At 40.9% G+C, this 25,563-nt stretch carries 25 protein-coding genes and 1 tRNA gene; 22 read left to right on the forward strand and 4 right to left on the reverse strand.

Going from position 1 to position 25,563, the window contains the following annotated elements:
* Positions 1 to 6 precede the first annotated feature (6 nt).
* Positions 7 to 636, forward strand: coding sequence for a hypothetical protein (locus QZ574_RS07890; RefSeq protein WP_297088573.1), 630 nt, complete (start codon positions 7 to 9; stop codon positions 634 to 636).
* Positions 637 to 709: 73 nt separating this feature from the next.
* Here QZ574_RS07890 and QZ574_RS07895 read toward each other — a convergent pair whose 3' ends face one another.
* Positions 710 to 1,624 (reverse strand): TIM barrel protein, encoded by a 915-nt coding sequence (locus QZ574_RS07895; RefSeq protein WP_297088575.1) that lies wholly within the window; start codon positions 1,622 to 1,624, stop codon positions 710 to 712.
* A 128-nt stretch (positions 1,625 to 1,752) separates the two neighbouring features.
* On the opposite strand from QZ574_RS07895, the gene QZ574_RS07900 reads away from it, so the two are divergent.
* The 13 genes from QZ574_RS07900 to QZ574_RS07960 all read left to right on the forward strand — a co-directional run bounded on the left by QZ574_RS07900 (position 1,753) and on the right by QZ574_RS07960 (position 14,888).
* Positions 1,753 to 2,676 carry a DMT family transporter gene (locus QZ574_RS07900; protein ID WP_297088577.1) on the forward strand — a complete coding sequence of 308 codons (924 nt, stop codon included), beginning with the start codon at positions 1,753 to 1,755 and terminating at the stop codon, positions 2,674 to 2,676.
* Positions 2,677 to 2,741: 65 nt separating this feature from the next.
* A complete protein-coding gene (locus QZ574_RS07905; protein ID WP_297088579.1) occupies positions 2,742 to 3,341 on the forward strand; it encodes a YkgJ family cysteine cluster protein in 600 nt (199 codons plus the stop codon).
* Positions 3,342 to 3,369: 28 nt separating this feature from the next.
* Entirely contained in the window at positions 3,370 to 3,693 is a 324-nt protein-coding gene (locus QZ574_RS07910) for a hypothetical protein (RefSeq protein WP_297088581.1), read from the forward strand.
* Positions 3,694 to 3,718: 25 nt separating this feature from the next.
* Positions 3,719 to 4,369 carry a hypothetical protein gene (locus QZ574_RS07915; protein WP_297088583.1) on the forward strand — a complete coding sequence of 217 codons (651 nt, stop codon included), beginning with the start codon at positions 3,719 to 3,721 and terminating at the stop codon, positions 4,367 to 4,369.
* 138 nt (positions 4,370 to 4,507) lie between these two features.
* Positions 4,508 to 5,536 (forward strand): type IX secretion system protein PorQ, encoded by a 1,029-nt coding sequence (porQ, locus tag QZ574_RS07920; RefSeq protein ID WP_297088585.1) that lies wholly within the window; start codon positions 4,508 to 4,510, stop codon positions 5,534 to 5,536.
* A gap of 61 nt (positions 5,537 to 5,597) precedes the next feature.
* Positions 5,598 to 6,302, forward strand: a complete 705-nt coding sequence (gene cmk, locus QZ574_RS07925) for a (d)CMP kinase (protein ID WP_297088587.1) — start codon at positions 5,598 to 5,600, stop codon at positions 6,300 to 6,302.
* Entirely contained in the window at positions 6,292 to 7,155 is an 864-nt protein-coding gene (locus QZ574_RS07930; RefSeq protein ID WP_297088588.1) for a 4-hydroxy-3-methylbut-2-enyl diphosphate reductase, read from the forward strand. Before cmk ends, QZ574_RS07930 begins: the two co-directional genes overlap by 11 nt.
* Before the next feature lie 54 nt (positions 7,156 to 7,209).
* Entirely contained in the window at positions 7,210 to 9,681 is a 2,472-nt protein-coding gene (gene priA, locus QZ574_RS07935; RefSeq protein ID WP_297088590.1) for a primosomal protein N', read from the forward strand.
* Positions 9,682 to 9,771: 90 nt separating this feature from the next.
* Complete coding sequence (locus QZ574_RS07940) at positions 9,772 to 10,767, forward strand: bifunctional ADP-heptose synthase (RefSeq protein WP_297088592.1); 996 nt, start codon at positions 9,772 to 9,774, stop codon at positions 10,765 to 10,767.
* 124 nt (positions 10,768 to 10,891) lie between these two features.
* Positions 10,892 to 11,698, forward strand: coding sequence for an AAA family ATPase (locus tag QZ574_RS07945; RefSeq protein ID WP_297088594.1), 807 nt, complete (start codon positions 10,892 to 10,894; stop codon positions 11,696 to 11,698).
* Between the two features lie 17 nt (positions 11,699 to 11,715).
* A complete protein-coding gene (locus tag QZ574_RS07950) occupies positions 11,716 to 12,582 on the forward strand; it encodes a ParB/RepB/Spo0J family partition protein (RefSeq protein WP_297088596.1) in 867 nt (288 codons plus the stop codon).
* Positions 12,583 to 12,640: 58 nt separating this feature from the next.
* Positions 12,641 to 13,261: a DUF5683 domain-containing protein gene (locus QZ574_RS07955; RefSeq protein ID WP_297088598.1), complete on the forward strand. Its 621-nt coding sequence runs from the start codon at positions 12,641 to 12,643 to the stop codon at positions 13,259 to 13,261.
* Position 13,262: 1 nt separating this feature from the next.
* Positions 13,263 to 14,888: a lytic transglycosylase domain-containing protein gene (locus QZ574_RS07960; protein WP_297088600.1), complete on the forward strand. Its 1,626-nt coding sequence runs from the start codon at positions 13,263 to 13,265 to the stop codon at positions 14,886 to 14,888.
* A gap of 5 nt (positions 14,889 to 14,893) precedes the next feature.
* Here QZ574_RS07960 and QZ574_RS07965 read toward each other — a convergent pair whose 3' ends face one another.
* Entirely contained in the window at positions 14,894 to 15,688 is a 795-nt protein-coding gene (locus QZ574_RS07965; protein ID WP_297088602.1) for a hypothetical protein, read from the reverse strand.
* A gap of 61 nt (positions 15,689 to 15,749) precedes the next feature.
* Here QZ574_RS07965 and QZ574_RS07970 point away from each other — a divergent pair, with 61 nt between their 5' ends.
* The 8 genes from QZ574_RS07970 to QZ574_RS08005 all read left to right on the forward strand — a co-directional run bounded on the left by QZ574_RS07970 (position 15,750) and on the right by QZ574_RS08005 (position 23,509).
* Positions 15,750 to 16,265 carry a TrmH family RNA methyltransferase gene (locus QZ574_RS07970; RefSeq protein WP_297088604.1) on the forward strand — a complete coding sequence of 172 codons (516 nt, stop codon included), beginning with the start codon at positions 15,750 to 15,752 and terminating at the stop codon, positions 16,263 to 16,265.
* 117 nt (positions 16,266 to 16,382) lie between these two features.
* Positions 16,383 to 17,324 (forward strand): LysR substrate-binding domain-containing protein, encoded by a 942-nt coding sequence (locus QZ574_RS07975; RefSeq protein ID WP_297088606.1) that lies wholly within the window; start codon positions 16,383 to 16,385, stop codon positions 17,322 to 17,324.
* 108 nt (positions 17,325 to 17,432) lie between these two features.
* Positions 17,433 to 17,514: transfer RNA gene (locus QZ574_RS07980), tRNA-Leu, on the forward strand.
* 72 nt (positions 17,515 to 17,586) lie between these two features.
* Positions 17,587 to 18,948: a trigger factor gene (gene tig / locus QZ574_RS07985; RefSeq protein ID WP_297088608.1), complete on the forward strand. Its 1,362-nt coding sequence runs from the start codon at positions 17,587 to 17,589 to the stop codon at positions 18,946 to 18,948.
* Between the two features lie 114 nt (positions 18,949 to 19,062).
* Positions 19,063 to 19,737 carry an ATP-dependent Clp endopeptidase proteolytic subunit ClpP gene (gene clpP, locus QZ574_RS07990; protein WP_297088610.1) on the forward strand — a complete coding sequence of 225 codons (675 nt, stop codon included), beginning with the start codon at positions 19,063 to 19,065 and terminating at the stop codon, positions 19,735 to 19,737.
* Positions 19,737 to 20,969 (forward strand): ATP-dependent Clp protease ATP-binding subunit ClpX, encoded by a 1,233-nt coding sequence (gene clpX / locus QZ574_RS07995; RefSeq protein ID WP_297088612.1) that lies wholly within the window; start codon positions 19,737 to 19,739, stop codon positions 20,967 to 20,969. Before clpP ends, clpX begins: the two co-directional genes overlap by 1 nt.
* 245 nt (positions 20,970 to 21,214) lie before the next feature.
* Positions 21,215 to 21,868: a fasciclin domain-containing protein gene (locus QZ574_RS08000; protein ID WP_297088615.1), complete on the forward strand. Its 654-nt coding sequence runs from the start codon at positions 21,215 to 21,217 to the stop codon at positions 21,866 to 21,868.
* A gap of 165 nt (positions 21,869 to 22,033) precedes the next feature.
* Positions 22,034 to 23,509 carry a Gfo/Idh/MocA family oxidoreductase gene (locus tag QZ574_RS08005; protein ID WP_297088617.1) on the forward strand — a complete coding sequence of 492 codons (1,476 nt, stop codon included), beginning with the start codon at positions 22,034 to 22,036 and terminating at the stop codon, positions 23,507 to 23,509.
* Between the two features lie 73 nt (positions 23,510 to 23,582).
* On the opposite strand, the gene pyrF is transcribed toward QZ574_RS08005, so the two are convergent.
* Together pyrF and prfA are read right to left on the reverse strand one after the other, a co-directional pair.
* A complete protein-coding gene (gene pyrF, locus QZ574_RS08010) occupies positions 23,583 to 24,416 on the reverse strand; it encodes an orotidine-5'-phosphate decarboxylase (RefSeq protein ID WP_297088620.1) in 834 nt (277 codons plus the stop codon).
* Positions 24,417 to 24,475: 59 nt separating this feature from the next.
* Entirely contained in the window at positions 24,476 to 25,561 is a 1,086-nt protein-coding gene (gene prfA / locus QZ574_RS08015) for a peptide chain release factor 1 (protein WP_297088623.1), read from the reverse strand.
* Between the last annotated feature and the right edge of the window lie 2 nt (positions 25,562 to 25,563).

Raw genomic sequence — 25,563 nt, forward strand, 5'->3', positions numbered from 1 at the left:
AAACACATGAAACAATTAACAATTTTATTGGCTTTTATTTTGGCCACAGGTTTGGCCTATGCCCAGGACGACTATTACAACGACCAGGTGGAAACCATTTTCTCGAACCGAAAAAGCAACGGCGGTTACGGGGCATTTAGCGTTGGATATACACAAATTGACGGGCGCGATGCCATGGTTGCCGGTGCCCGTGGTGCATTTATTTTCGACCATTCGTTTGCCATTGGATTGGCCGGCTATGGTTTTGTAAACGATTTAGAACATTACGATTATCGCCCCAATCCGGAAGAGCGCTTTTTTTTAGCAGGTGGCTACGGCGGTTTGTTTTTTGAGCCCATTGTTGGTGGCACAAAGCCGGTACATGTTTCGTTTCCGATACTTGTGGGTATGGGAGGCATATCGCTGATAGAACACAACCGTTGGGATTGGGACTGGAACTACACCCATGAATACGATACCGACTTGTTTTTTGTATTCGAACCCGGTGTTGAACTGGAAGTTAACCTTACCCGTTTTTTCAGAATTGCGGCGTTTGGAAGCTACCGCTTAACTTCGGATATTAAATTATACGACACCGGTGCCGATGTATTGCGCGGGTTTAATGTTGGAATGACCTTCAAATTTGGGAAGTTTTAAGCGGCTCAACATCAAAAAAGCGCTTGCCATTTTTATCCGGCAAGCGCTTTTTTTTTGCTGATTTGAATTAATACTACTCGTAAAAATCTACAAAATCCTGCGCTTTTAAATAATCCAGGCTTTTTTTGCAACTTTCAAGCGGTTCAAAGTTATACCGCTCCACTTCTACAATCCCGTATTGGGCGCCCGACTTTTCGCGCTGTGCAAACGGGGCTGCAAAGTCCATATTTCCACTTTCGCCCAGTTCTTTTTCGTCTTTTATGTGCCAAAGTTCAAACCGCCCGGGGTAATTTTCAAAATAATCCAGGGCATTTTTTCCTCCTTCATGTATCCAATATAAATCCAGCTGAAACATCACATTTTCTGCTGTGGTTAATTCCAGCATCCAGTCGTAAAGCGGTTTTCCTTCGTATTCGGTGGTAAATTCTTTGTCGTGGTTGTGGTAGCCAAACCGAATTCCGGCAGCATTGCATTTTTCGCCTACAGCGTCAAAATATTTACAATAGGCTTTTAAACCGTCAAAGCTTTCGTAGGCCGATCCTCCCATCCAGGGCTGAACAATCCATTTTACACCGGCAGCCTTGTGCGCAGCAATACAGGTGTCCCACCAGGCCATGGTTTCATCCCAGTTTTCTTCGCCAGGTACTTCTTGTCCGGTATGTGCTCCTAAAAATTGTAAGCCATTGCTTTCGCACAACTTTTTAAATTCAAGCGGATCAAGGTTGTAAATTTTACCATCGGCATAGCCGGCCGTTTCCACAAACTTATAGCCCATTTCGCCAACTGCTTTTAAGGTTCGGGCAACATCGGCTTTCATTGCATCTTTTACCGACCATAACTGTAGCCCGATAAAGAGCTCTTTTTCTGTTTCTACACTTTTCTCGTCGGCTTTTTTAGTTGCAGAAGTACAGCCAGAGAATGAGGGCAGTAACAAAGCTGCAAAAACAATTGCTGCAGAGGTTTTTAAATACATCTTTTTTAAACTCATTTTTACTTGGTTTTAGGTAATAATTTAGTAGTCAAATTGTAATTCTCACAAATATGTGATTTTTCCTGCATTATTCCCACTTTTGCCTGTACATAAAATTCCTACTTTTGTTGCTTCAATTTTGCAGAATGAAAAACAAAGAATTAACCGCAATACTTTCGGCCCTTGGCGCCGTTTTTTTCTGGAGTTTTTCGTTTGTATGGTTTAAAATTGCTTTTATCGCCTACAAGCCCATTACAGTTGTTATTTTCCGGCTGGCCATTTCGGCAGTGCTAATAACAATTATAGCCCTGCTGCTAAAACGTTTGCAAAAACCCGCTAAAGCCGATTACAAACTCTTTTTCTTCATGTCGTTTTTCGAACCGTTTTTATATTTTCTGGGCGAGAGTTACGGCCTAAAATATGTTTCATCTACAGTAGCAGCAGTTATTGTGGCAACCATTCCCTTATTTACGCCTATTGCTGCCTGGTATTTTCATAAAGAAAAAATTAAAGTCATGAATATTGCCGGTTTACTTTTGTCGTTTGCAGGAGTTGGACTGGTGGTGTTAAACGGCAATTTCCGTTTTGATGCATCGCCCCTGGGGGTAAGCCTCGAGTTTATGGCAGTTATTTCAGCTATTGCCTACTCTATTATTTTAAAAAACCTGGCTGCGCGTTACAATACATTAACCATTATTGCCTACCAAAATATTATTGGAGTAATGCTGTTTTTGCCCATCTGGTTGTTAATCGATGTAAAAGATTTCATACAAACACCATTTCATCCGCAGGCATTCAGAGCTATTATTTTGCTGGCAGTTTTCTCTTCAACCTTTGCCTTTGTATTTTTTACGCAAAGTGTTCGGCAACTGGGGGTAACCCGCTCAAATACGTTTGTAAACCTAATCCCGGTTTTTGTTGCAGTTTTGTCGTTTTTTATTCTGAAAGATGAATTAGGCCTACAAAAAATAATCGGAATTCTTGTGGTTGTTAGCGGGCTATTCCTTTCGCAACTAAAAAGAAGAGAAAGCAATGGACGGCGAAAAGCGATTGAGGTACACCGGAAGTAGTTGCATTGTTATTTTCCTACCCTTTTTCCTGTTTACATTTTCGCTTAAAACATAAAAACTCCCTGATGCAAAACCTCTACAATTGGAATAACCCGGCTCTTTGCTCAACAGGAGCGGCTGAACGGGTAAGGGGTAACAAAAGTTTTATATACCTTGCGCACCAAATGAATATCAATTACAAAACACCCGCAGAATTAAAATTACTTGCCGACAAAAACAGGCCTGAAACTTTAGCCTTGCTAAAAAAGCTGAAGAAGAAAAAACCTAAACGGCTCGACGATGTTGTACATGCGCTGCATTACGAAGCATTTGATTATTTTGACTGCCTTGATTGCGCCAATTGCTGCAAAACAATAGGCCCACGCCTTATTGATAAAGATCTGGATCGACTGGCCAAACACCTGAAAATGAAAGTGGCCGATTTTATTGAGCAATACATCAGAATTGACGAAGACGGCGACTTTGTTTTTAAAGAACACCCCTGCCCTTTTCTGTTACCCGACAACTATTGCATGGTTTACGAAAGCCGCCCAAAAGCCTGCCGCGAATACCCACACACCGATAGAAAACGTTTTTACCAAATCCTCGACTTATCACACAAAAATTGCGAAACCTGCCCCGTTGTTTTAGAAATTTTTGAGGCACTAAAACAAGAAAGTTTTTAACTTTATAGCATAACAGAAAAACCAACACATGGGTTACAATGGCCTCGGAATGCAGCGTTGGATTTCAACAATGAAACCAAGAAAATATTTAGGCAAACGCAGTAAACCTGATGGCGGTGGCGGAGAGCCCTCTTCCGGCCCTGGTGTCAGCAGTTATTACCACATTAAAAAACGCGAATTCTCTATCCTTAAAAGCAAAACCTATACTGAGCGCTACAAGCAAAAGTTACAAAGCGAATTGCTGGAAGAACGAAAAAGTGGCTATCGCACTATTGTTTTAAGTATTATTACCGGACTGCTTATAGTTGTTCTGCTCTTTGTTTATTTTAACCCCAAACTAAACTGGTTTTAACAGTCACACTAATTTCAATACCAAAATGAAACGTTACATTTTCTTTTTAATTCTACCACTTTTTATCGCATGTAGCCCTCACAAATCGGTAAAATCTAACCATATCAGCCAGTTTGAAGCCGCGCTTGGAGAAACAGAAACAGCGTTCCTCAATGAAATGGTGTATGATTTTGAACGTTTTCTTGAAAAGAAATACGGTAGTAAAAACAATACATCTAACTTAAAAACCTACTTAAAAGCACTATCCGATGGCAGCACCGAAGATATATGGGAACCAGGCGAAGAGCTGCATACCCGCTATCTGCCCAACCGGCTTTTTGCCACCTACGACTCCATCTACCCCGACTCGGTTTGGATTGAAGATGGATTTGTTAACCTGCTTTTTGAAGGTTCGGAAATTGAGGAATCGATTATTCCTATTGACAAAAAGGAGATTCACTCCCTTGCCAATGAATTAAAAAACGAGCCCCGTCGTATTGAAAACCATCCGGGCACCTTTTACCCGGCACTCGGCACAATTGCCGCCAACGATTCGTTGGTATCAAGCTTTTTAGACTACAAAGCTATTGCCGGAAATACCTCTTTGCATTTGCTTGCCAGCGGACTCTTACACAACTATGATAAGAGCTGCGAGTATTTTATTAAACGAATTCTTGTTATGGAACTCAACCCATAGCCTGCTGCCCATACTGAAAATAAAATACGCAATTCGAGCAAGCGAAAGGCTTCGTGCCAAGACAGAATTTTCTCAATCTGTTTCGCCTGTAATAATAAATAAATACCTTTGGCGTTTTAGAAAAAATGACAATCGCGCATGAGGCGAAAAATATACGTATTACTTTTACTTAGCCTAGTAGTTTTAACCGGAAAGGCACAAATTGGAGGAGAATATACCTACCAGTTTCTGGAGCTCACCAATTCGGCACGCATTGCCGCTTTGGGTGGCACGCAGGTAGCCCTATCCGATTCGGGCGACCTGAACCTGCCCTACGCTAACCCTGCACTGCTTCACAAAGACATGGACAATCGGCTTTTGGTGAACTATGTAAATTACCTGGCCGATGTAAACTATGGCTATGCCTCGTACGCCAAAACTTACCCGGGCATTGGCAATTTTGCTGTTGGAATGCATTACATCAATTACGGCCAGTTCGACGAAGCTACAGAAACCGGCGAACTCACCGGCGCCACATTTAACGCGGCTGAATATGCGCTAAACCTTATTTACTCCAACAGCTACAAACGCCTGAATTACGGAGTCAACTTAAAACCAATTCTTTCGTCGTTCGAAAGTTACCAGTCGTTTGGTATTGCGGCCGACATTGGAGCCAGTTTTAAAAGCAAAGACGGATACACCACAGTTGCTCTTGTGGCACGTAACCTGGGAACACAAATTACTACCTATTACGATGGAGCCGACCGCGAACGAATTCCGCTAAATATTCAGGCCGGATTAAGCAAACGGCTAAAACATGCCCCGCTCATTTTTTCAGCCACCCTGCAGCACCTCAACCACTGGGACCTGTCAACACCCGTAGAAGAACAGGATTTTACAGGCGAAACCATTCACCAGCGGCAGGAAAGTTTTGCCAAACAAATGATGCGACATGTAGTTTTAGGTGCAGAAATTTTGCCATCCGAAAATTTCACCCTGCGGGTAGGTTATAACTATCAACGACGCCAGGAGTTAAAATTCAACGACAAAGCATCAACGGTTGGTTTTTCAGCCGGATTTGGCTTAAAAATAAAACGCTTTCATTTCGATTATGCCATATCGCGTTTCCACCTGGCCGGCTCGTCCAATCTGTTTTCAGTATCCATTAACCTGAATAACAAATTCTAAAAACGGACAATTGAATCTTAATTAAAATTTCCCCATCTTTGTTTCAAATTCCTGAAGAACCATGAACGAAAAAAAGATTATCATCGCCATAGATGGCCACTCATCTTGTGGAAAAAGCACCATGGCCAAAGCACTGGCACGGCAACTTGGTTACGTTTACATCGACACCGGAGCCATGTACCGTGTGGTTACGCTGGTGGCACTGCGCAAAGGATGGATTGAAAATAAAATTCCGTTTACAAAAAAAATTATTGAAGGACTTAAAGACATTCAAATCACCTTTAAGTGGGATGAAAAAGAAGGAAAAAACACTACTTTTCTGAATGGTGAGAACGTTGAAGATGAAATCCGCCAATTGGAAGTATCGGAGAACGTAAGCCCCATAAGTACCATTGCCGAAGTGCGCCACGAAATGGTTCGCCAGCAGCGCGAAAACGGCAAAAATAAGGGTATAGTAATGGATGGTCGCGATATTGGCACCGTTGTTTTTCCCGATGCTGAACTAAAAATATTTATGACCGCCTCGCCGGAAATACGTGCCCGCCGCCGTTTCCTTGAACTAAGCGAAAAAGGGGAACAGGTTAACTTAGAAGAAATACTGGCCAATGTTGAAGGACGCGACAAAATTGACTCTACACGAGCTGTTAGCCCTTTAAAACAAGCCAACGATGCCATAATTCTTGATAATAGTGAACTTACCCGCGAACAACAACTCGATTGGGCCGTTAAGAAAGTAAAAGAAAGACTAAAAGAAAATGATTGTTGAAATAGATAACAGGTCGGGGTTTTGCTTTGGGGTTATTAACGCCATTAAAGCAGCAGAGGATGAGTTAAAGGAAACAAAGCGCCTGTACTGTTTAGGCGATATTGTACACAACGGCATGGAGGTTGAACGGCTCGAAAAAATGGGATTGAAATCCATTTCGAAAGAAGAGTTTTTTACTTTAAGCAACTGTAAAGTATTAATACGTGCCCATGGCGAGCCACCCGAAACCTACGCCTATGCCCAAGCCAACAATATTGAACTAATTGATGCGACTTGTCCGGTTGTACTTACCCTTCAGGAAAAAGTAAAAAGTTCGTATTCGAAACACGCCCCACAAGATGGGCAGGTAGTTATTTACGGCAAAAAAGGACATGCCGAGATTGAAGGGCTCAACGGGCAAACCAGCCACAATGCCATTATTATCGAAAGTATTGCCGATGTAGACAAAATCGATAAAAATCGCCCGGTTTCTCTCTACTCGCAAACCACCAAGCGTATCGAGGATTTTCATGAAATTGCAAAAAAAGTTAAGGAAACTACCAACCCGGGAGTTCCGGTTGAAATAAAAGACACCATTTGCCGTCAGGTATCAAACCGGGTACCTTACCTTACAAAATTTGCCGGCCGTTTTGACATGATTCTTTTTGTTGCAGGCCAAAAAAGCTCAAACGGGCAATACCTGTACACTATTTGTAAAGAGGTTAATCCTAAATCGCACCGTATTTCCCGTATCGAGGAAATAAAAAAAGAATGGTTTAATGAAGTAAAATCGGTTGGAATTTGTGGGGCAACATCCACTCCACAATGGCTAATGGATGATGTGGCCGCCTGGATTCACAGCAACTTCGAATAAATTTTTTCATTACATTTCATTTTTTAGCTTACTTTTAAGAAAGCATTTTCTTTTATGCCTGAACTTTTTGCACAAGTAATATTACCGCTTTCGTTACACGACAGCTATACTTATAAAGTCCCCTTGCCATTGCAGCAAAACATTGCTGCAGGAAAACGGGTTATTGTGCAGTTCGGTAAAAAGAAACTTTATGCAGCATTGGTCAGCGCTCTTTCGGATAAAAAACCGGAAGGTCTGGAAGTGAAAGAAGTGCTTGAAATACTTGATGAGCATCCAATTATTTTTCCAACTAACTTTAAATTATGGCAATGGCTGGCCCAATACTACTGCTGCACCTTAGGCGATGTTTTTAGAGCCGCTCTGCCAACCGGCCTTAAACTTGAAAGTAAATCGAAATTATTTTTAACCGGAATTGATGAACCCCTGGCCTTAAGCACAAAAGAAGAACTGATTATCCGGCAGTTGCAGGAAGATGTGTCTTTGTTATCGGAACTGGAACACAAGCTGGGAACCGAGTTTTCGTTCCAGGCCTTAAAGTCGCTTATTAATAAGAAAGTGGTTTATGCCGAAGAAAAAATTAGTAGCAAGTATAAACCCAAAACCGAAGCTTTTGTAAAGCTGCACCACAGCATTCAGTCCGAAAAAACATTGAATGAAAAAATAGACCTGCTTAAACGTGCAAAAAAACAGCAACAGTTACTTTTGCACTTTTGCGCTGCCACGAATACCTTTTCCAACAATCAGCTTGATGAAATACCCAAAAAAGAATTAGTGGCCGGCACTTCTTTTTCGGGCAACCTGGTTAAAGAGTTAGTTAAAAAGAAAATACTTGCCGAAACACAAAAACAGGTATCTCGTCTCGAGGAAGAACCCATCGAGCAGGTAAGTATAAACCTTTTAAATAAACACCAGGCAAAAGCCTACAACCACATAAAAGAAACATTTCAGTCGCAACAGGTTACGTTAATACACGGCATAACCGCCAGCGGAAAAACTGAAATCTACATCCACCTGATTGACGAAATTATTAAAACAGGCCGGCAGGCTTTGTACCTGGTACCCGAAATAGCTTTAACCACGCAAATTGTAAAACGCCTGAAAAATGTATTTGGCAATAAAGTTGGTATTTACCACTCAAAATTAAACAGCCAGGAGCAGGTAGAGATTTGGGAAAAAGTAATACGTTTTAACGAAAATCCCCAGGAAGGCTATCAGGTTATTTTAGGGGCACGCTCAGCCGTTTTTCTGCCCTTCTCAAAACTGGGAATTGTTATTGTTGACGAAGAGCATGAAAATTCGTTTAAGCAATTCGACCCGGCACCACGTTACAACGCCCGCGACATGGCTGTGGTACTGGGCTATCAAAACGATGCCAAAGTACTTTTGGGTTCGGCAACACCGTCGTTCGAATCGTATTACAACGCCCTAAAAGGCAAGTATGGGTTAGTAAATCTAATGAGAAGGCACTCGGAAATGGAACTGCCTGAGATTATTATTTCCGATATAAAACGCGCCTATAAGCGAAAACAAATGCGCTCGTTTTTAACGCCCGAATTGTACGAGCTAATGGAAGAAGCGCTTGAAAAACAAGAGCAAATCATTCTTTTTCAGAACCGCCGTGGCTACTCGCCTTATGTTGAGTGTTTTACCTGCGGACACATTCCCAAATGCCGTAATTGCGATGTTAGTTTAACTTACCACAAATACAAAAGACGCTTAAACTGCCACTATTGCGGTTTTAGTTACCAGTTGCCTGAAACTTGCGACAATTGCGGATCGCCTGAATTAAAAACGCGAGGCTATGGTACCGAAAAAATAGAAGATGAATTAAAAAGCCTTTTTCGCAATGCCCGGATTGCACGTATGGATTTAGATACAACACAATCGAAAAATGCCTTTGCCAAAATTGTTAAAAACCTGGAAGATCGAAAAACCGACATTCTGATTGGAACACAAATGGTTACCAAAGGGCTCGATTTTGAACATGTAAGCGTAGTGGGTATTTTAAACGCCGACAACCTGATTAATTTCCCCGACTTCAGAGCACACGAACGTGCCTACCAGCTTATCTCGCAGGTGGCCGGCCGTGCAGGCCGAAAACACAAGCAAGGCAAAGTGGTTATTCAAACTTCGCAACCCGACCATTTGCTTATCGAACTAATCAAAGACCAAAACTACCAGGCTACCCTAAAAGAACAATTTGAAGAACGACAGTTGTTTAAATATCCCCCATTTTACCGGCTCATTAAAATTGTGGTAAAACATAAAAATGTGCAAACAGTTGATCGTGCAGCCAATCAATTGGCTCAACAACTAAAAAACCACAAACAGCTGTTGGTTATGGGCCCTGAATATCCGTTAATCAGCCGTATTCAGTTGTGGCACCATAAAGAAATCTGGATAAAAATAAACCGAAAGTTAAACCTCGATTTGGTGAAAGCAGAAATTGTTGCGGGTGTTAAATCGGTAAAACAGTTACCAGCCAACGGCAATTGCATTTTTAATATCGATGTTGATCCGGCCTAACTATCGAAACACAAAAACATCATAAAATTTGCATTTTGACATTTTTCTACCACTGTTTTTTTTATAGATTTGTGGCCTTAACATCGTTTTGTGGATAAAACAGAAGTAAATCAAATATTCGAACGATTCTCGAAAATGCGTGCCATAATCATTGGCGACGCAATGGTTGACACCTATTTGTGGGGAAAAGTAGATCGTCTGTCACCTGAAGCTCCGGTTCCGATTGTTGCCATAACTCAGCGCGAAAACCGCCTGGGAGGTGCAGCAAATGTTTCGCGTAATGTGCAGGCATTGGGAGCAACACCGGTACTTTTTTCAGTGGTGGGCGACGACGAGAACGGAAAAGAATTTCAGAAGCTTTTGGTAAAACGTAATGTTTCTGACAATGGGATTTTTATCGATTCTTCGCGAAATACTACAGTAAAAAACCGAATTATAAGCGCCGGGAAACAAATTGTTCGGGTTGACGAAGAATCAACAGACTATATCTCAGAAGAGATGGAATTGAAGCTGATTGAGTCCATTACTGAAGAAATCAATTCGAATCCGGTTGATGTAATTATTTTTGTGGATTACGACAAGGGAGTAGTTACTCCAAACCTCTTTAAAACTATCAACGACCTTGCGCAAACCAAAGGAATTCCAACTGCTGTGGATCCTAAAAGACGCAATTTCAGGCATTACAAAAATGTTTCGCTGTTTAAACCCAATTTTAAAGAGTTTGTGGATGGTACCGGTTTGCCTTTGGTAAAAGGTGATTTGGAAAGCCTCAAAAAAGCAGCTGAAGAATTTAAAAATCAACAAGAATTAAAGTTGATTTTTATAACACTCTCCGAGTTGGGAGTATTTATTAGCAACGGAGTAAAAGAACAATATTACCCGGTTGCTATCAGAGATATTGCCGATGTTTCGGGTGCCGGCGATACCGTTATCAGTGTTGCCAGTTTAGCCATGGCGGCCGGATTGCCACCAAAAATAATGGCATTAATGTCGAACCTGGCAGGCGGATTGGTTTGCGAGAAGCTTGGAGTTGTGCCGGTTGACCAAACCAAGCTCAAGAAAGAGATGAAATCTCAAAAAATTTAAACGCTTTAGTATTCAAACCCAAGCCCTTACTAAATAATCCCACCTCCTCCACTAAAAAATATCTCTTTGGTTTAGGGTAAATTATTAACTTTGAAACCGCTCATAAATGATAAAGACGCTATAAATGGGAAAAATAATTTCGTTAGCAAATCAGAAAGGAGGAGTTGGTAAAACAACCACAACGATAAACCTGGCTGCCAGCCTGGCTGTTCTCGAACAAAAGGTACTGATTATTGATGCAGACCCACAGGCCAATGCCACATCCGGACTGGGCTTCGATTTACGCAATGTTCAATCAAGTATTTACGAATGTATTGTAAACGAAGTAGAGGCCGAAAAGGCCGTGCTAAATACGGATATCGAAAACCTGGATTTAATACCTTCTCATATTGATTTGGTAGGGGCAGAAATTGAAATGCTGAACTTACCTAATCGGGAAAAAGTGCTTAAAACCGCCCTTGAATCGTTAAAAGACAACTACGATTTTATCTTTATCGATTGTTCCCCCTCATTGGGATTAATTACGGTAAATGCACTTACGGCGTCTGATTCAGTAATCATTCCGGTTCAGTGCGAATATTTTGCATTGGAAGGACTTGGAAAACTGCTGAATACCATTAAAATCATACAAAACAGGCTGAATCCGGAATTGGAAATAGAAGGCTTTTTATTAACCATGTATGATGGTCGCTTAAACCTGTCGAACCAGGTTTACGAGGAGGTTAAACATCATTTCCAGGAAATGGTTTTTGAAACCGTTATACAGCGGAACGTAAAACTTAGCGAGGCACCAAGTTACGGCAAACCAGTAGTATTGTACGATGCAAGCTCGAAAGGAGCCATTAACCACATGAACCTGGCTCGCGAAATTTTACAACGCAATGCGATGACTAAAATGTCGCAAGACAAAGACAATGTTGTTATAAACTAAATATCTGTAACTAAGCTATGATGGTAAAAAGGAATGCATTGGGAAGAGGACTGGGCGCACTTATTGATGATGCTGAAAAAATGCAACAAAGCGCCGGCATGGATGAGATTGAACTGAGCAAAATAGAAGCAAATCCTTTTCAACCCCGGTCGAAATTTGACGATGAAGCGTTACAGGAACTTTCAGCTTCAATTAAAGAAATTGGCTTAATCCAACCCATTACCTTACGGAAAATAAGCGACGACAAATACCAGATTATTGCCGGAGAACGCCGTTTCAGGGCCTCGCAACTGGCCGGACTAAAAAAGATACCGGCCTATGTGCGTAAAGCCAAAGACGATGGCATGCTGGAAATGGCTTTGGTTGAGAACATTCAACGCGAAGACCTTGATGCCATTGAAATTGCTTTGAGCTACCAACGATTGATGGATGAATTGGAATATACCCAGGAAGAACTAAGCGGACGTGTGGGAAAAAAACGCTCAACCATTGCCAATTACCTGCGTTTATTAAAACTTCCCGCCATCGTTCAGAAAGGATTAATCGACAAACAAATATCAATGGGCCATGCACGCGCCATTATTAATATTGAAGAAGCCGACACCCAAATTATGATCTTCGAACAGATTATAAAACATGGTTTCTCGGTGCGAAAAGTTGAAGAACTTGTACGCGATTTAAATGCCAACGGTGAGAAAGCAAGCGACACGAAAAAGCCAAAATTCCCGAAAGAATACCAAGTGGTGAAAACGCAACTCGACAAACTATTTGATACACGTATCGATTTTGCCATTAACGACAAAGGAAAAGGCAAAATAACTATTCCGTTCAAGTCGCAGGAAGACCTGGAAAGAATTGTTAAAATAATTGAAAATCAAAAATAAAACTTAAGGATCACACAAATACTTAGGGAGTTTTCTATTTTTGCGCAAAATTTTTAGTGTGATTAAACGCGTATTTTTCTTAAAAATATTGATTCCGGCAGTTCTGCTTTTTATGGGCACCGCTGCGCTGGGACAAACAACTGAGCAAGACTCGGCTGTTGTGGCTCAGGCAAATGCCGAAGAAGAATACGTACATTCACCCAAAAAAGCAACACTTTATTCTGCTATTTTGCCCGGTATGGGCCAGGCTTACAACAAAAAATACTGGAAAATCCCCATCATTTACGCGGGCTTTGGTACCATCGGATACTTTATTCACTGGAATAACGACAATTACAAAATTCTAAAACAAGCCTACAGCGACCTTACCGATGGCGATGAGAATACACGGTCGTATGAAGATCTGGAAGCATCTGAATATTACGACCTTGACGACCCAACCGATTATAACAATTTTAAAACAGGCCTTAGCAAACAACAAAGTTACTACCGGCGAAATCGCGACCTGCTGATTATAAGCATGGTAGGATTTTATGGCCTGAATATTATCGATGCCAGTGTTGATGCGCACCTCTTCGATTTTGATATTAGCGAAGACCTGACATTTAACTGGCAACCTACAATGCAATACCATAAAACCCAGTACGTTTACGGAGTAAGTTGTACTTTTACTTTCTAAAATGAAGCAAATAAGCAGATTCCTATTCTCTCTTTCAGCAATACTTTTTTTCAGCAATAGTTGGGCACAAGAGCATATCGATGCATTAGCTGTCCAGGTTACCGACACCATGTTTGTAAGTGCCGACACTACTTCCAGTGCTGATACCACCGACTTTTTCTCAATGGAACCCGACGACAAACTGAATGCTATTTTTTCGGAAAAAATGGATAGTTTAATGGGATCGTGGGATATACAAAAGCGTTTTAATCTTGACACATCCGAAGTTAAATTACTTGACTATCCGCGCAACTTGCCGGATTCGGTATATCTTAAGCGCCTGCAGGATATTGAGCAGGTGATTGACCTCACCTACAACCAGGTAGTAAAAAACTACATAAAAATGTATACCGAAAAACGCCGCGATCTGGTTGAAGTGATGCTGGGTTTATCGGCCTACTACTTTCCTGTTTTTGAAGAAACGCTGGATAAATACGACATGCCCCTCGAAATAAAATACCTGGCCATTATTGAATCCGCACTCAATCCTACAGCGCGGTCGCGTGTTGGAGCAAATGGCCTGTGGCAATTTATGTATGTCACGGCAAAAAACATGAAACTGGAAATTACGTCTTTTGTTGATGAGCGTCGCGACCCTGTAAAAGCAACTGACGCCGCAGCAAGGTACCTGCAAAAACTATACGATATTTATGGCGACTGGCACCTGGCAATTGCGGCCTACAACTGTGGCCCCGGAAATGTTAATCGCGCTATTCGTCGCTCGGGCGGGAAAACCAATTACTGGGAAATTTATTACCGACTGCCCCGGGAAACAAGAGGTTATGTGCCGGCATTTATAGCTGCCACCTATGCTTTTGAATACCACAAAGAGCATCAGCTCATTGCACGCTACCCCGAGATTGAACTATCGGCAGATACGGTAATGGTTAACGATTACCTGCATTTTAACCAGATTTGTGCAAAAGTTAAAATTGAAAAAGAAGAGCTTCGTGCATTAAATCCAATGTACCGGCGAGATGTTATTCCCGCAAAACAGAGCAAACCTTATCCATTGGTTTTACCTAACGATGTGATTCTGGATTTTGTAGGTCTCGACACTACAATTTATGCCTTCGAACGCGAAAAGTATTTCCCGAATAATACGCTGATAAATCCAACAACAAGCACAAGCAGTTATTTTACTCCAGTTGATATTAAAGGAAAAGCAAAAGTTGTGTACACCGTAAAATCGGGCGACAATGTTGGTTACATCTCTTCGTGGTTTAAGGTAAGGGCATCCGACCTGAGGTACTGGAATAATATAAATCGCGACATGATTCGTGTTGGGCAAAAGCTGGCCATTTATGTTCCTGAAAAGGAAAAAGACACGTACGAAAAAGTTAACGCCATGACCTTTGCCCAAAAGCAGGCATCAATAGGCAAATCAAGCACTCCAACCAAAGCCCGCGAAACTAAACCTCTCGATCCGGCCTACGAATATTACACGGTACGAAAAGGTGATACCCTGTGGGATATTGCGCAAAAGTATGCCGGAATCTCGGCAGATGAAATTATGCGTTTAAACAACCTGAAAAACGACAGGGGATTATTTATCGGGCAAAAACTTAAAATTAAAAAGAAAAGTTAGCAGCTTTAGCTAATACCCAGTTGTTTTTGCAAAGCTTTAACTTCCGATTCAAGTTTTGCTTTCCGTTTTAAGGCTTTCGACAAGGCCAGCGCATCGCGAACAGCCTCTTTATCGTAGGTTTCAAGCAGGATATAATAATACTCTTTTCCCAGAAAAACAGCTTTAAGATTTCGATCTACATTGGCAGCAATAAATTCCATTACTCCATTATCTTTTCCTTTTCGGTACGATACTTTTTCCCATTTTGCTTCCATAAAATCGCTACGATGATTATCAACCGTTCCGATCGGAATTTTTTCGGTTTTAGCATCATCACCACTATCGTAAACACGCAACCCGGTATGGTCTAACCAGTTCTCGCCGTGGTAATTACTACTTAAGTACAACTCGCCACGCTCATCTAAATGCACCTGAATGTACGACCGGTCCCAGGCGCGCTTAAACGTTTGACGTTTATGAATATATTGGGTATACCTGTCAAATTCTGTCTTTTCTTTTACAAACGATTTTTCAAGCTCAGCAACCTGCAATTTCACTGAATCGAGTTCAGCCTCTTTGCGCTGCATCAGTTCAAAACGTACTTCCTGAAGCAGGTTTTTTGCAGCATTGGCCGAATAAACGGCTTCCGGGAATAACTTCGGAATACTATCTAACTGACGAATAGCCCCAGCAGTATCATTCTTCAGTAACAGGTTCTTCGCCATATCAATTTTTATGCGTGCCTTATCTTCATCCGAAGGGCCACAAGAAACAAAAAATAGTATTACTAAAATGAACAGGTATTGAACAGAAATCTTCATCTTTATTGTTTTGTGCAAAAGTAGTATTTTAATAGGAACAAAGAAAAGTAGTTGAACAAGCATGAACACCAACTCTGTAGAATTTTTCACTTCCCGCGCTAACGAAAATTTTCCCAAAAGTTCGCAAATTATTGTGGCAGCCTGGCATTTAGCCAATGCCGAAAACATTGGAAAAATAATTCGACTTGCCCACAACCTGGGAGCTTCCGAAGCCTTATTCATAAAAGAAAATGAAAATCACCGTGAATCGAAAATCAAAAAAACAGCCGGCTTTTCTTTCGACCAAATGAACTGGCGCTTTATTTCAGAAAGAGATTTTTTAGCACTTTTAAACCAACAGTTTAAGTTAACAATTTTAGAAACCTGCACCGGTGCAAACAATATTTTTAACGAAAAACTACCTAAAAAAACCATTTTGCTTGCCGGAAGCGAGTCGCACGGATTACCCGAAAAAATAATTTCCATGGCCAATAAAAAGGTGTATATTCCTATGCCGGGCAACTGCAAATCGTTAAATATATCAAATGCATTGGCAGTTGCCGCATTTGAATGGTACCGCCAGCAAACCTCTGTCTAACTGCGCATTAACACAACCTCTCACTGTTCTCACATTTTACAAAATAGAATTAACTCCTGCAAAACGCCGTTAGTTATCGATTTTTTCTATCTTTAAAAACAAAAATCGACTTACGCCATGATTACCCTAACCCAGTTGGAGTATATTGCTGCTGTTGACACGTATCGTCATTTCGGTAAAGCAGCTGAAGCATGTTTTATTACACAACCCACACTTTCCATGCAAATAAAAAAGCTGGAAGAAGACCTCGAGATTATTATTTTCGACAGAAGTAAGCAACCTCTTATTCCCACCGATGTGGGTATTCGGATAATAGAGCAGGCCAGGGTAGTTCTAAAACAAGCCGATGAAATTAACAACATTGTAAAAGATCATAAAAACCAGGTTTCCGGTATGCTGCGGATTGGCATTATACCAACACTTGCACCTTACCTGCTGCCAATTTTTGTAGGTAATTACAAAAAAAAGTATCCAAACATTTTTATAAAAGTTGTTGAGGCCACTACCGAAAATATCATTCAGCTTTTGCAGAAAGATCTCATCGACGTAGGAATTTTGGTTACTCCCTTACATGAAGAAAAAATTATTGAGAAACCTGTTTTTTACGAAGAGATGCTGATTTATGCCAATAGCGGGCACAAATTGCATAAACAGGATAAAATAACGGTTGAAGACATTGCCACGCCTGAAATATGGTTGCTGAGTGATGGGCATTGTTTTCGCGACCAGGTAATTAACCTCTGTTCTTACCTGGGAACAACCGATAGCCAGCTCCCCTTTCATTTTGAAGCGGGCTCGCTTGAAACATTAATGAATATTGTTGACCGGGAAGGAGGCCTGACACTTATTCCGGAGCTTGCCAAAGCTACCATGTCGCAAAAGCGGGCGTACAATGTAAAGAATTTTACCAACCTAAAACCGCTGCGCGAAGTCAGCCTTGTGTATTCACGACATTTTGCAAAACACAAATTAATAAACCTGCTTTGGAGAGAAATGAAAGAATCTGTTCCTAAAGAATTGCAGGATGAAAACCGTGGAACCATTGTTGAATGGAGGTAAAAAAACATAAAAACTGAAAAGTTTACTGTTAATTAAAGCTTCATTTTCAAAATTTCTCTGCTAAGCTATTGCAAAATAAATTTTTTATATATCTTTGCGCCGCAATTCGCGGATGTGGCGGAATTGGTAGACGCGCTAGACTTAGGATCTAGTGCCATACGGCGTGGGGGTTCGAGTCCCTTCATCCGCACTCAAAAAAACCGCCGACCTTACAAAAAGGTTGGCGTTTTTTTGCTTTAGGGGTTTATAAAAATTTATCATCATGAACATTAATTTAGAAAACATCGACCAAGTTAATGCGGTAATTAATCTTACCATTGAAAAAACTGACTACGAAAAACAAGTTGCCGATGTTTTAAAAGACTATCGTCAAAAAGCTTCAATCCCTGGATTTCGCCCCGGCAAAGTTCCGGCAGGATTAATCAAAAAAAGATTTGGTACAGCCGTTTTGGTGGAAGAAGTTAACAAACTGATTTCGCAAAACCTGACGAAATACATGATTGATGAAAAACTTCCTATTCTTGGAGAACCTCTTCCAAACGAGGAAAAACAAAAACCCATTGACTGGGAAAAAGATGAAACTTTTGAGTTTGCCTTTGATGTTGCACTGGCACCCGAAGTAAACGTATCGGTTGACAAGCGCAGCAAATACAACTATTACAACATAGCTGTTTCTGACGACATGATTCAGCAACAAGTTGATATGGCTGCTTCGCAATTGGGACAAAACGTACCTGCCGAAGAAGCTAAAGACAACAGCACAGTGCGCGGCAACTTTGTTCAACTAGACACCGAAGGAAGCGAAGTTGAAGAAGGAATTGCTCCGGAAGGCGTTCTGTTGGCCATTGACAAGATTAAAGACGAGGAAATTAAAAACGCATTTGTTGGCTGCAAAAAAGACGACATTCTTGTGTTTGATCCGGTAAAAGCTTTCGAAAATAAACACGAAGTTGCTCACATGCTTAACATTAAGCCTGAAGAAGCAGAAACATTGGAAAGCGAATTCAGATACACTGTTACCGAAGTGCTTCAGTTTGAAAAAGCAGAGCTAAATGAAGATTTATTTAAAAAGCTTTACGGTGAGGATACTGAAATTAAAACCATTGAAGATTTTAAAGCAAAAATAAAAGAAGACCTGGCCAAGAACCTGGAGTATTCATCAGAGCATAAATTTTCGTTAGACACCCGCGATGCCCTGGTTGAAAAAACTGCGCTTGAATTGCCTGAGGAATTCTTGAAACGCTGGCTTACTGCTGTAAACAAAGAACTTACAGCCGAACAAATTGAAAATGAATTTCCTGCGTTTATTCTTGATTTAAAATGGCAATTGATTAAAGACCAGATTGCCAAAGAAAACGAATTAAAAGTTGAAGCTGAAGAAGCTGAAGATTTTGCAAAGAAAATGGCTTTGGCACAATACCAACAGTACGGAATTCACGATGTACCTGAAGAACAACTGGAATCGTTTGCCAAAATGATGCTGGAGAAGCCGGAAGAAAAAGACCGTATTTTCAAAAAGCTGCTTGAAGATAAAGTGGTAGCCGTTGTAAAAGACAAGGTAACACTTCAGGAAAAAGAAATTTCTCAAGAAGAATTCAATGAATTAATGCAAGCCAACCAATAAGCTTACATTAATCGAAAATATTTTGCTGAGTGCATCAGCATAAATCTTTTTTATAACTTTGTAAATCGTGATTACACGTATTTACAAAGTTTTTTTTTACAAGTACTTAAAAAAATGGACAACAACGAATTTAAAAAATATGCAACAAGGCATGCCGGAATCAGCAGCCTGACAATGGACAAATACACATCAGTATACGGCAATTACATCTCGCCAACAATTATTGAAGAACGGCAATTGAACGTAGCATCAATGGACGTATTTTCAAGATTAATGATGGATCGTATCATTTTCCTTGGCGTACCAATCGACGATACGGTAGCCAATATCATTCAGGCACAATTACTGTTTCTGGAGTCGACTGATCCGACAAAAGATATTCAAATCTATTTTAATTCGCCCGGAGGCTCGGTTTATGCCGGTTTGGGAATTTACGACACCATGCAATACATTTCTGCCGATGTGGCGACCATCTGTACCGGAATGGCAGCCTCAATGGCAGCCGTATTAATGACGGCAGGCGCAAAAGGAAAACGCTCGGCATTGCCTCACTCCCGAATTATGATTCACCAACCAATGGGTGGTGCACAGGGGCAGGCTTCCGACATCGAAATTACAGCACGCGAGATTAAAAAAATTAAAAATGAGCTGTACACCATCTTAGCAGATCATTCCGGCCAGACTTTCGAACAAATCGAAAAAGATTCTGACCGTGATTACTGGATGACTGCAAAAGAAGCAGTTGATTACGGCATGATAGACGAAATTTTAGTTCGAAATAACAAGTAATGTCAAATAAAGAAAAGATGGACAAGTGTTCGTTCTGCGGAAGGGAAAAAAAGGAAGTAAATCTTCTTATTGCAGGGATTGACGGGCATATTTGCGACCGCTGTGCCGAGCAGGCTCATTCCATTATCCAGGAAGAAGTTAAAACTACCAACTCTTTTGATTTAGACGGATTGCAACTGTTAAAACCAAAAGAAATTAAAGACTTTCTCGACCAGTATGTAATTGGACAGGACAGAGCCAAACGCATTCTTTCTGTTTCGGTTTACAATCATTACAAAAGGTTAACACAACACGTTGACGATGATGAAACCGAAATCGAAAAATCAAATATAATTTTGGTTGGCGAAACAGGTACAGGTAAAACATTGCTGGCACGTACAATTGCAAAAATGCTGCATGTTCCGTTTACCATTGTTGATGCCACCGTTTTAACAGAAGCCGGTTATGTTGGCGAAGACATTGAAAGCTTGCTGACGCGTTTGCTTCAGGCAGCCGACTACAATGTTGAGGCGGCAGAACGAGGAATTGTTTTTGTTGATGAAATAGATAAAATTGCACGCAAAAGCGATAACCCATCGATTACACGAGACGTATCGGGTGAAGGTGTTCAGCAAGGATTATTAAAATTATTGGAAGGATCAATTGTTAACGTTCCCCCTCAGGGTGGAAGAAAACATCCGGAACAAAAGTTAATTCCGGTTGACACCAAGAACATCCTATTTATTTGTGGTGGAGCATTCGACGGAATTGAACGTAAAATTGCCAATCGGTTAAACACCAAAGTAATTGGCTATAGTGCGGCAAAAGACGCCGACCGTATTGAGCGCGAAAACCTGCTTCAATATGTTTCTCCACAAGATTTAAAATCATTTGGGTTAATTCCTGAAATTATTGGTCGTCTGCCCGTGCTTACCTACCTAAACCCGCTGGATAAGGAAACTTTAAGAAGTATACTCACTGAACCTAAAAATTCGGTTATTAAACAGTACAAAAAACTGTTTAAACTGGATGAAATTGAGCTTAAATTTGACGAAGATGCGCTGGAATACATTGTTGATAAAGCCATCGAATTTAAACTTGGAGCACGTGGTTTGCGCTCCATTTGCGAAAACATAATGAACGATGCTATGTTTGACGCACCATCTCAGGATATTTCGGAATTCCATATCACTAAAGAATATGCTGAAAACCAGATTGACAAATCCGGAATCAGAAGATTAAAGGCGAGCTAAAAAAATCATATTACCATAAAAAGCCGGGCATAATTGTCCGGCTTTTTTGTTGGCGGTAAAACTTCACACAATTATTTAACATTTGTTAACATGTGATTTTAATCCCCTATATTACTGCACTTTAGCACTTGTCTATAAACTCTATATTCTATTTTGTTTATTTTTTTTGTCTTTTATTTAAACATTATTACAAGAAAAGCTGTTCTCATTACAGTTATTTAAATCACAACTTAAAAACAACAGAAATGAAAACAGTAAATTTTAAAAAAATGTTGAACTTTAGAAGTTTGGCTTTCGTTGCAGCAATTATTGTAAGTATGGCATTTATTAGCTGCGAAAAAGAAAATGATGATTACATTCCTCAAAATGAATTTAGTGAAAACTCAGCATTGAAAGCAGGAAAAGCTCTTCCTCCGGGTGATGAATCAATTGCAGCAATTGCTATTGGAGCAGGTTTTACAGAACTGGTTAGCGCACTATTTTATGTTGACGAAGAATTAGGAACAGAGTTGGTTGACATGTTTCTTAACGGAACAGACCAATATACCGTTTTTGCACCTACCAATGATGCATTTCAGGCCTTGTATGACAGCGAAGCACTTGAAAGTTTGTTAGGAGCAGAAGTGAATGGAATTAGCGATATACCGGCTGAAGTGGTTTTAAACGTATTATTGTATCATGTTACCGACGGACGAAGAGCAGCGAATAGTGTTGTTCCAAAGAAAAACCCGAAAACAATTGAAACATTGCTTGAAGGAGCCACTTTTAAAGTGGATAAAGATTTAAAAATCTGGGCAGTGGGAAATACTGCAATGTTGGTTCCGGGCTTTGTAAACATCTCAGCATCAAACGGTATTATTCATGTAATTGATACAGTAATTCTGCCGATTGAGTTATAAATATAAGTTCACACAACGCCATGAAAAAATATATGGAAGCGTTTCTTCGGAGGCGCTTCTTTTTTGTTTCCCAAAATTTTGTTAATCTTTCTTCAAAAAGCTAAAATGATAGGTTAAGGTTTAGATTTTTCCTATTTTGCCACATCTTTTTACGAAAGCTAACATATGGGTAAATTATCTCGAAGAAAATTTATTGGGACAACAGCTACAGGCCTGGCCGCGGCTACAATTGTTCCTTCAAATGTAATTGCAGGACTTGGCCATAAAGCCCCCAGCGACAAACTAAATATTGCCGGAATTGGCGTAGGCGGCAAAGGCTATACCAACCTTCGCTTTATGGAAACGGAGAACATTGTTGCACTCTGCGACGTTGACTGGGATTACGCCGGCAGAAATGCTTTTGAAAGATGGTATCGAGCCAAACAATACAAAGATTTCAGGGTAATGTTTGACGAACAAAAAGACATTGATGCGGTGATGATTGCAACACCTGATCATACACACGCTTTACCGGCACTTATGGCCATGCGCGAAGGCAAACATGTTTTTCTGCAAAAACCATTAACCCACTCGGTATACGAATCGCGAATACTAAGCGAAACGGCACAGCGCTACGGCGTAGCAACACAAATGGGCAACCAGGGCAATTCTGCTGAAGGCATACGTCAGATTTGTGAATGGATATGGTCGGGAACAATTGGAGAAGTTACCCATGTTGACACCTGGACGAATCGGCCAATCTGGCCCCAGGGCTTAACCCGTCCTGAAAAAGGCAAACGTATTCCGAAAACACTTGATTGGGATTTATTTATCGGACCGGCCAAATTTACCGAATACCACCCCACTTATCATCCGTGGAACTGGAGAGGCTGGTGGGACTTCGGAACAGGAGCACTTGGCGACATGGGATGCCATATTCTTGATCCCGTTTTTAAGGCTTTAATGCTTGAACACCCCACATCAGTTGAAGGAAGTTCAACACCGTTTAATAACGATTCGGCGCCTAATGCCGAGTTTGTAAAATATGAATTTGACCGACGCGACAACCTTCCAAAAGTTGCAATGCCCAAAGTAAGCGTACATTGGTACGATGGTGGTTTTATGCCTCCACGCCCCGATGAGCTTAAGGATGGAGAGCAAATGGGTGACGATGGTGGAGGTTGTGTTTTTTACGGCACCCAGGGGAAAATAATGTGTGGCACCTACGCTGCTAACCCTACTCTTTTACCAACTGCCAACATGGAGCATTTTCAGCAGCCCAAAAAGATGATTCGGCGAATTAGCAACGCAATGGATGGTGGCCATGAGCAGGATTGGATTAGAGCCTGCAAGGAGGATAAAAACGCAAGAGTTGAGGCTTCGTCGAATTTTGCCTACGCGGGGCCGTTGAACGAAATGGTATTGCTGGGCGTATTGGCAGTGCGCCTGCAAAGCCTGCAACGTAAACTGGAATGGGACGGCCCAAATATGCGCTTTAAAAACATTGGATCATCCGACACCATTCGTGTACTTACCAAAGACCAGTTTGATGTAGTTAATGGGGATCCCAGGTTTGAAAAAGATTACGCAACACTACCGGCACTAAAAATGGCAGAGGAGTGGATCAGGCATACTTATCGTAACGGCTGGGAGCAGATATAAAACCAGTATTCAAGAAAAAAGGGATGTGACCAAAATAAAATCACACCCCTTTTTTTATATCATAAACTTCGATCTAAATCAATCCGGCTTCCTGCAATAGCGTTTCCATTTCTTTCTGAACTTCTTCGGCGGCAACACGCGCCTTCGATGCAAAATCAGTATTTTGCGAAGCATAAATAATTCCGCGAGAAGAATTTACCAATAAGCCACATTTACTGTTCATTCCATTTTTTGCTACTTCCTGCAAGCTTCCACCTTGTGCTCCTACACCCGGCACCAATAAAAAATGATTAGGTACAATCTTTCTAATTTCTTTTAGCTTTTCTGCCTTAGTTGCCCCAACCACATACATCATATTTTCTTCGGTACCCCATTTCTGCGAAGTTTTCAGAACAGTTTCATACAACCTATCCCCGCTCTCCTTATTTTTAAGAAATTGAAAATCAAAAGCTCCTTTGTTTGAGGTAAGTGCCAATAGAATTACCCATTTGTCGGGGTAAGTCATAAATGGCTTTACTGAATCTTCGCCCATGTAGGGGGCAACGGTAACTGCATCAAAATTCTGTTTGTCGAAAAAAGCCCGTGCATACAAATTCGAGGTGTTACCAATATCTCCGCGTTTGGCATCAGCAATTAAAAATATTTCCGGGTATTTCGATTTTACATACATCACTGTTTTCTCAAGACTTTCCATGCCTTTTGAGCCCAGGCTTTCATAAAATGCCAGATTGGGCTTGTAGGCCACCGAAAACTCAGCGGTAGCATCAATAATTTCTTTATTGAACGAGAAAATCGGATCTGATGTATCCAGCAGATGTTGCGGAATTTTTTGGATATCGGTATCTAAACCAACGCAAAGGAAACTGCGTTTTTTTTGTATTTGCTCAAATAATTGTTGTTGATTCATGGTAAAGAGTTATACATACGACACCTGCTTAAAGAAGTACGCATGCATTAAAGTTGTTTTTAAATTTCTGCTTCTTTTAATTTTTCAGCGTTTTCTTCAATCATTAGTTTTTCAATAACCTCATCGATTTCGCCACCAATAATTGCTTGTAAATTGTAGAGTGTTAAATTTATACGATGGTCGGTAACCCGGCCCTGAGGCCAGTTATAGGTACGAATTTTTGCTGAACGGTCGCCGGTTGATACCATAGTTTTACGTTTCGACGAAATTTCGTCGATGTATTTCTGGTATTCCATATTGTACAAACGTGTGCGCAGTTCCGCCATTGCTTTGTCAAGGTTTTTTAATTTCGATTTCTGATCCTGACAAGTAACGACAATACCCGTTGGAATATGTGTTAAACGAATGGCCGAGTAGGTGGTATTTACCGACTGCCCACCTGGTCCTGAAGAACAGTATTCATCTCTTCGGATATCTTCGTTTTTAAGTTCAACATCAAATTCATCTGCTTCGGGCAATACCGCAACTGTTGCTGCCGATGTATGAACCCGGCCCTGTGTTTCGGTTTGCGGAACCCTTTGTACCCGGTGAACTCCGGATTCGTATTTCAGAATTCCATAAACGCCTTCGCCCGATACTGTTGCTACAATTTCTTTATAACCGCCGGCAGTACCTTCGTTTACGTTAGAAATCTCCATTCGCCAACCTTTTTTCTCGCAAAATTTAGTGTACATGCGAAAAAGATCGCCAGCAAAAATACTTGCCTCATCGCCTCCTGTTCCTGCCCGAATTTCAAGCACGGCGTTTTTGGCATCTTCCGGATCGGCCGGTACCAACAATAATTTTACCTGCTGTTCAATCTCCGGAATGCGTTTCTCCGACTCCTCGATTTCTTCACGCGCCATTTCGCGCATTTCCTCATCGCTTTCTTCGGCCAGCATTTCCTTTCCGGTTTGAATATTATCAACCAGATTTTTATACTCCTGGAATTTACCCACCAGCTTTTGCAGGTTTTTATATTCCTGGTTTAATTTTACATAGCGTTTCATATCAGCAATAACCTCAGGGTCGGTTATTTGCTGCTCCACCTCTTCAAAACGGTGTTTTATCGATTCAAATTTTTCTAATAATGCGTATTCTGCCATGG

The organism is uncultured Draconibacterium sp. (genome assembly GCF_913063105.1).
Lineage (GTDB): Bacteria > Bacteroidota > Bacteroidia > Bacteroidales > Prolixibacteraceae > Draconibacterium.

What these genes read in the sequence shown, in the direction of transcription:
- QZ574_RS07890 (WP_297088573.1), top strand. Translation starts at nt 7, where the DNA reads ATGAAACAATTAACAATTTTATTGGCTTTTATTTTGGCCACAGGTTTG.
- QZ574_RS07895 (WP_297088575.1), bottom strand. Translation starts at nt 1,624, where the DNA reads ATGAGTTTAAAAAAGATGTATTTAAAAACCTCTGCAGCAATTGTTTTT.
- QZ574_RS07900 (WP_297088577.1), top strand. Translation starts at nt 1,753, where the DNA reads ATGAAAAACAAAGAATTAACCGCAATACTTTCGGCCCTTGGCGCCGTT.
- QZ574_RS07905 (WP_297088579.1), top strand. Translation starts at nt 2,742, where the DNA reads ATGCAAAACCTCTACAATTGGAATAACCCGGCTCTTTGCTCAACAGGA.
- QZ574_RS07910 (WP_297088581.1), top strand. Translation starts at nt 3,370, where the DNA reads ATGGGTTACAATGGCCTCGGAATGCAGCGTTGGATTTCAACAATGAAA.
- QZ574_RS07915 (WP_297088583.1), top strand. Translation starts at nt 3,719, where the DNA reads ATGAAACGTTACATTTTCTTTTTAATTCTACCACTTTTTATCGCATGT.
- porQ (WP_297088585.1), top strand. Translation starts at nt 4,508, where the DNA reads ATGAGGCGAAAAATATACGTATTACTTTTACTTAGCCTAGTAGTTTTA.
- cmk (WP_297088587.1), top strand. Translation starts at nt 5,598, where the DNA reads ATGAACGAAAAAAAGATTATCATCGCCATAGATGGCCACTCATCTTGT.
- QZ574_RS07930 (WP_297088588.1), top strand. Translation starts at nt 6,292, where the DNA reads ATGATTGTTGAAATAGATAACAGGTCGGGGTTTTGCTTTGGGGTTATT.
- priA (WP_297088590.1), top strand. Translation starts at nt 7,210, where the DNA reads ATGCCTGAACTTTTTGCACAAGTAATATTACCGCTTTCGTTACACGAC.
- QZ574_RS07945 (WP_297088594.1), top strand. Translation starts at nt 10,892, where the DNA reads ATGGGAAAAATAATTTCGTTAGCAAATCAGAAAGGAGGAGTTGGTAAA.
- QZ574_RS07950 (WP_297088596.1), top strand. Translation starts at nt 11,716, where the DNA reads ATGATGGTAAAAAGGAATGCATTGGGAAGAGGACTGGGCGCACTTATT.
- QZ574_RS07960 (WP_297088600.1), top strand. Translation starts at nt 13,263, where the DNA reads ATGAAGCAAATAAGCAGATTCCTATTCTCTCTTTCAGCAATACTTTTT.
- QZ574_RS07965 (WP_297088602.1), bottom strand. Translation starts at nt 15,688, where the DNA reads ATGAAGATTTCTGTTCAATACCTGTTCATTTTAGTAATACTATTTTTT.
- QZ574_RS07970 (WP_297088604.1), top strand. Translation starts at nt 15,750, where the DNA reads ATGAACACCAACTCTGTAGAATTTTTCACTTCCCGCGCTAACGAAAAT.
- QZ574_RS07975 (WP_297088606.1), top strand. Translation starts at nt 16,383, where the DNA reads ATGATTACCCTAACCCAGTTGGAGTATATTGCTGCTGTTGACACGTAT.
- tig (WP_297088608.1), top strand. Translation starts at nt 17,587, where the DNA reads ATGAACATTAATTTAGAAAACATCGACCAAGTTAATGCGGTAATTAAT.
- clpP (WP_297088610.1), top strand. Translation starts at nt 19,063, where the DNA reads ATGGACAACAACGAATTTAAAAAATATGCAACAAGGCATGCCGGAATC.
- clpX (WP_297088612.1), top strand. Translation starts at nt 19,737, where the DNA reads ATGTCAAATAAAGAAAAGATGGACAAGTGTTCGTTCTGCGGAAGGGAA.
- QZ574_RS08000 (WP_297088615.1), top strand. Translation starts at nt 21,215, where the DNA reads ATGAAAACAGTAAATTTTAAAAAAATGTTGAACTTTAGAAGTTTGGCT.
- QZ574_RS08005 (WP_297088617.1), top strand. Translation starts at nt 22,034, where the DNA reads ATGGGTAAATTATCTCGAAGAAAATTTATTGGGACAACAGCTACAGGC.
- pyrF (WP_297088620.1), bottom strand. Translation starts at nt 24,416, where the DNA reads ATGAATCAACAACAATTATTTGAGCAAATACAAAAAAAACGCAGTTTC.
- prfA (WP_297088623.1), bottom strand. Translation starts at nt 25,561, where the DNA reads ATGGCAGAATACGCATTATTAGAAAAATTTGAATCGATAAAACACCGT.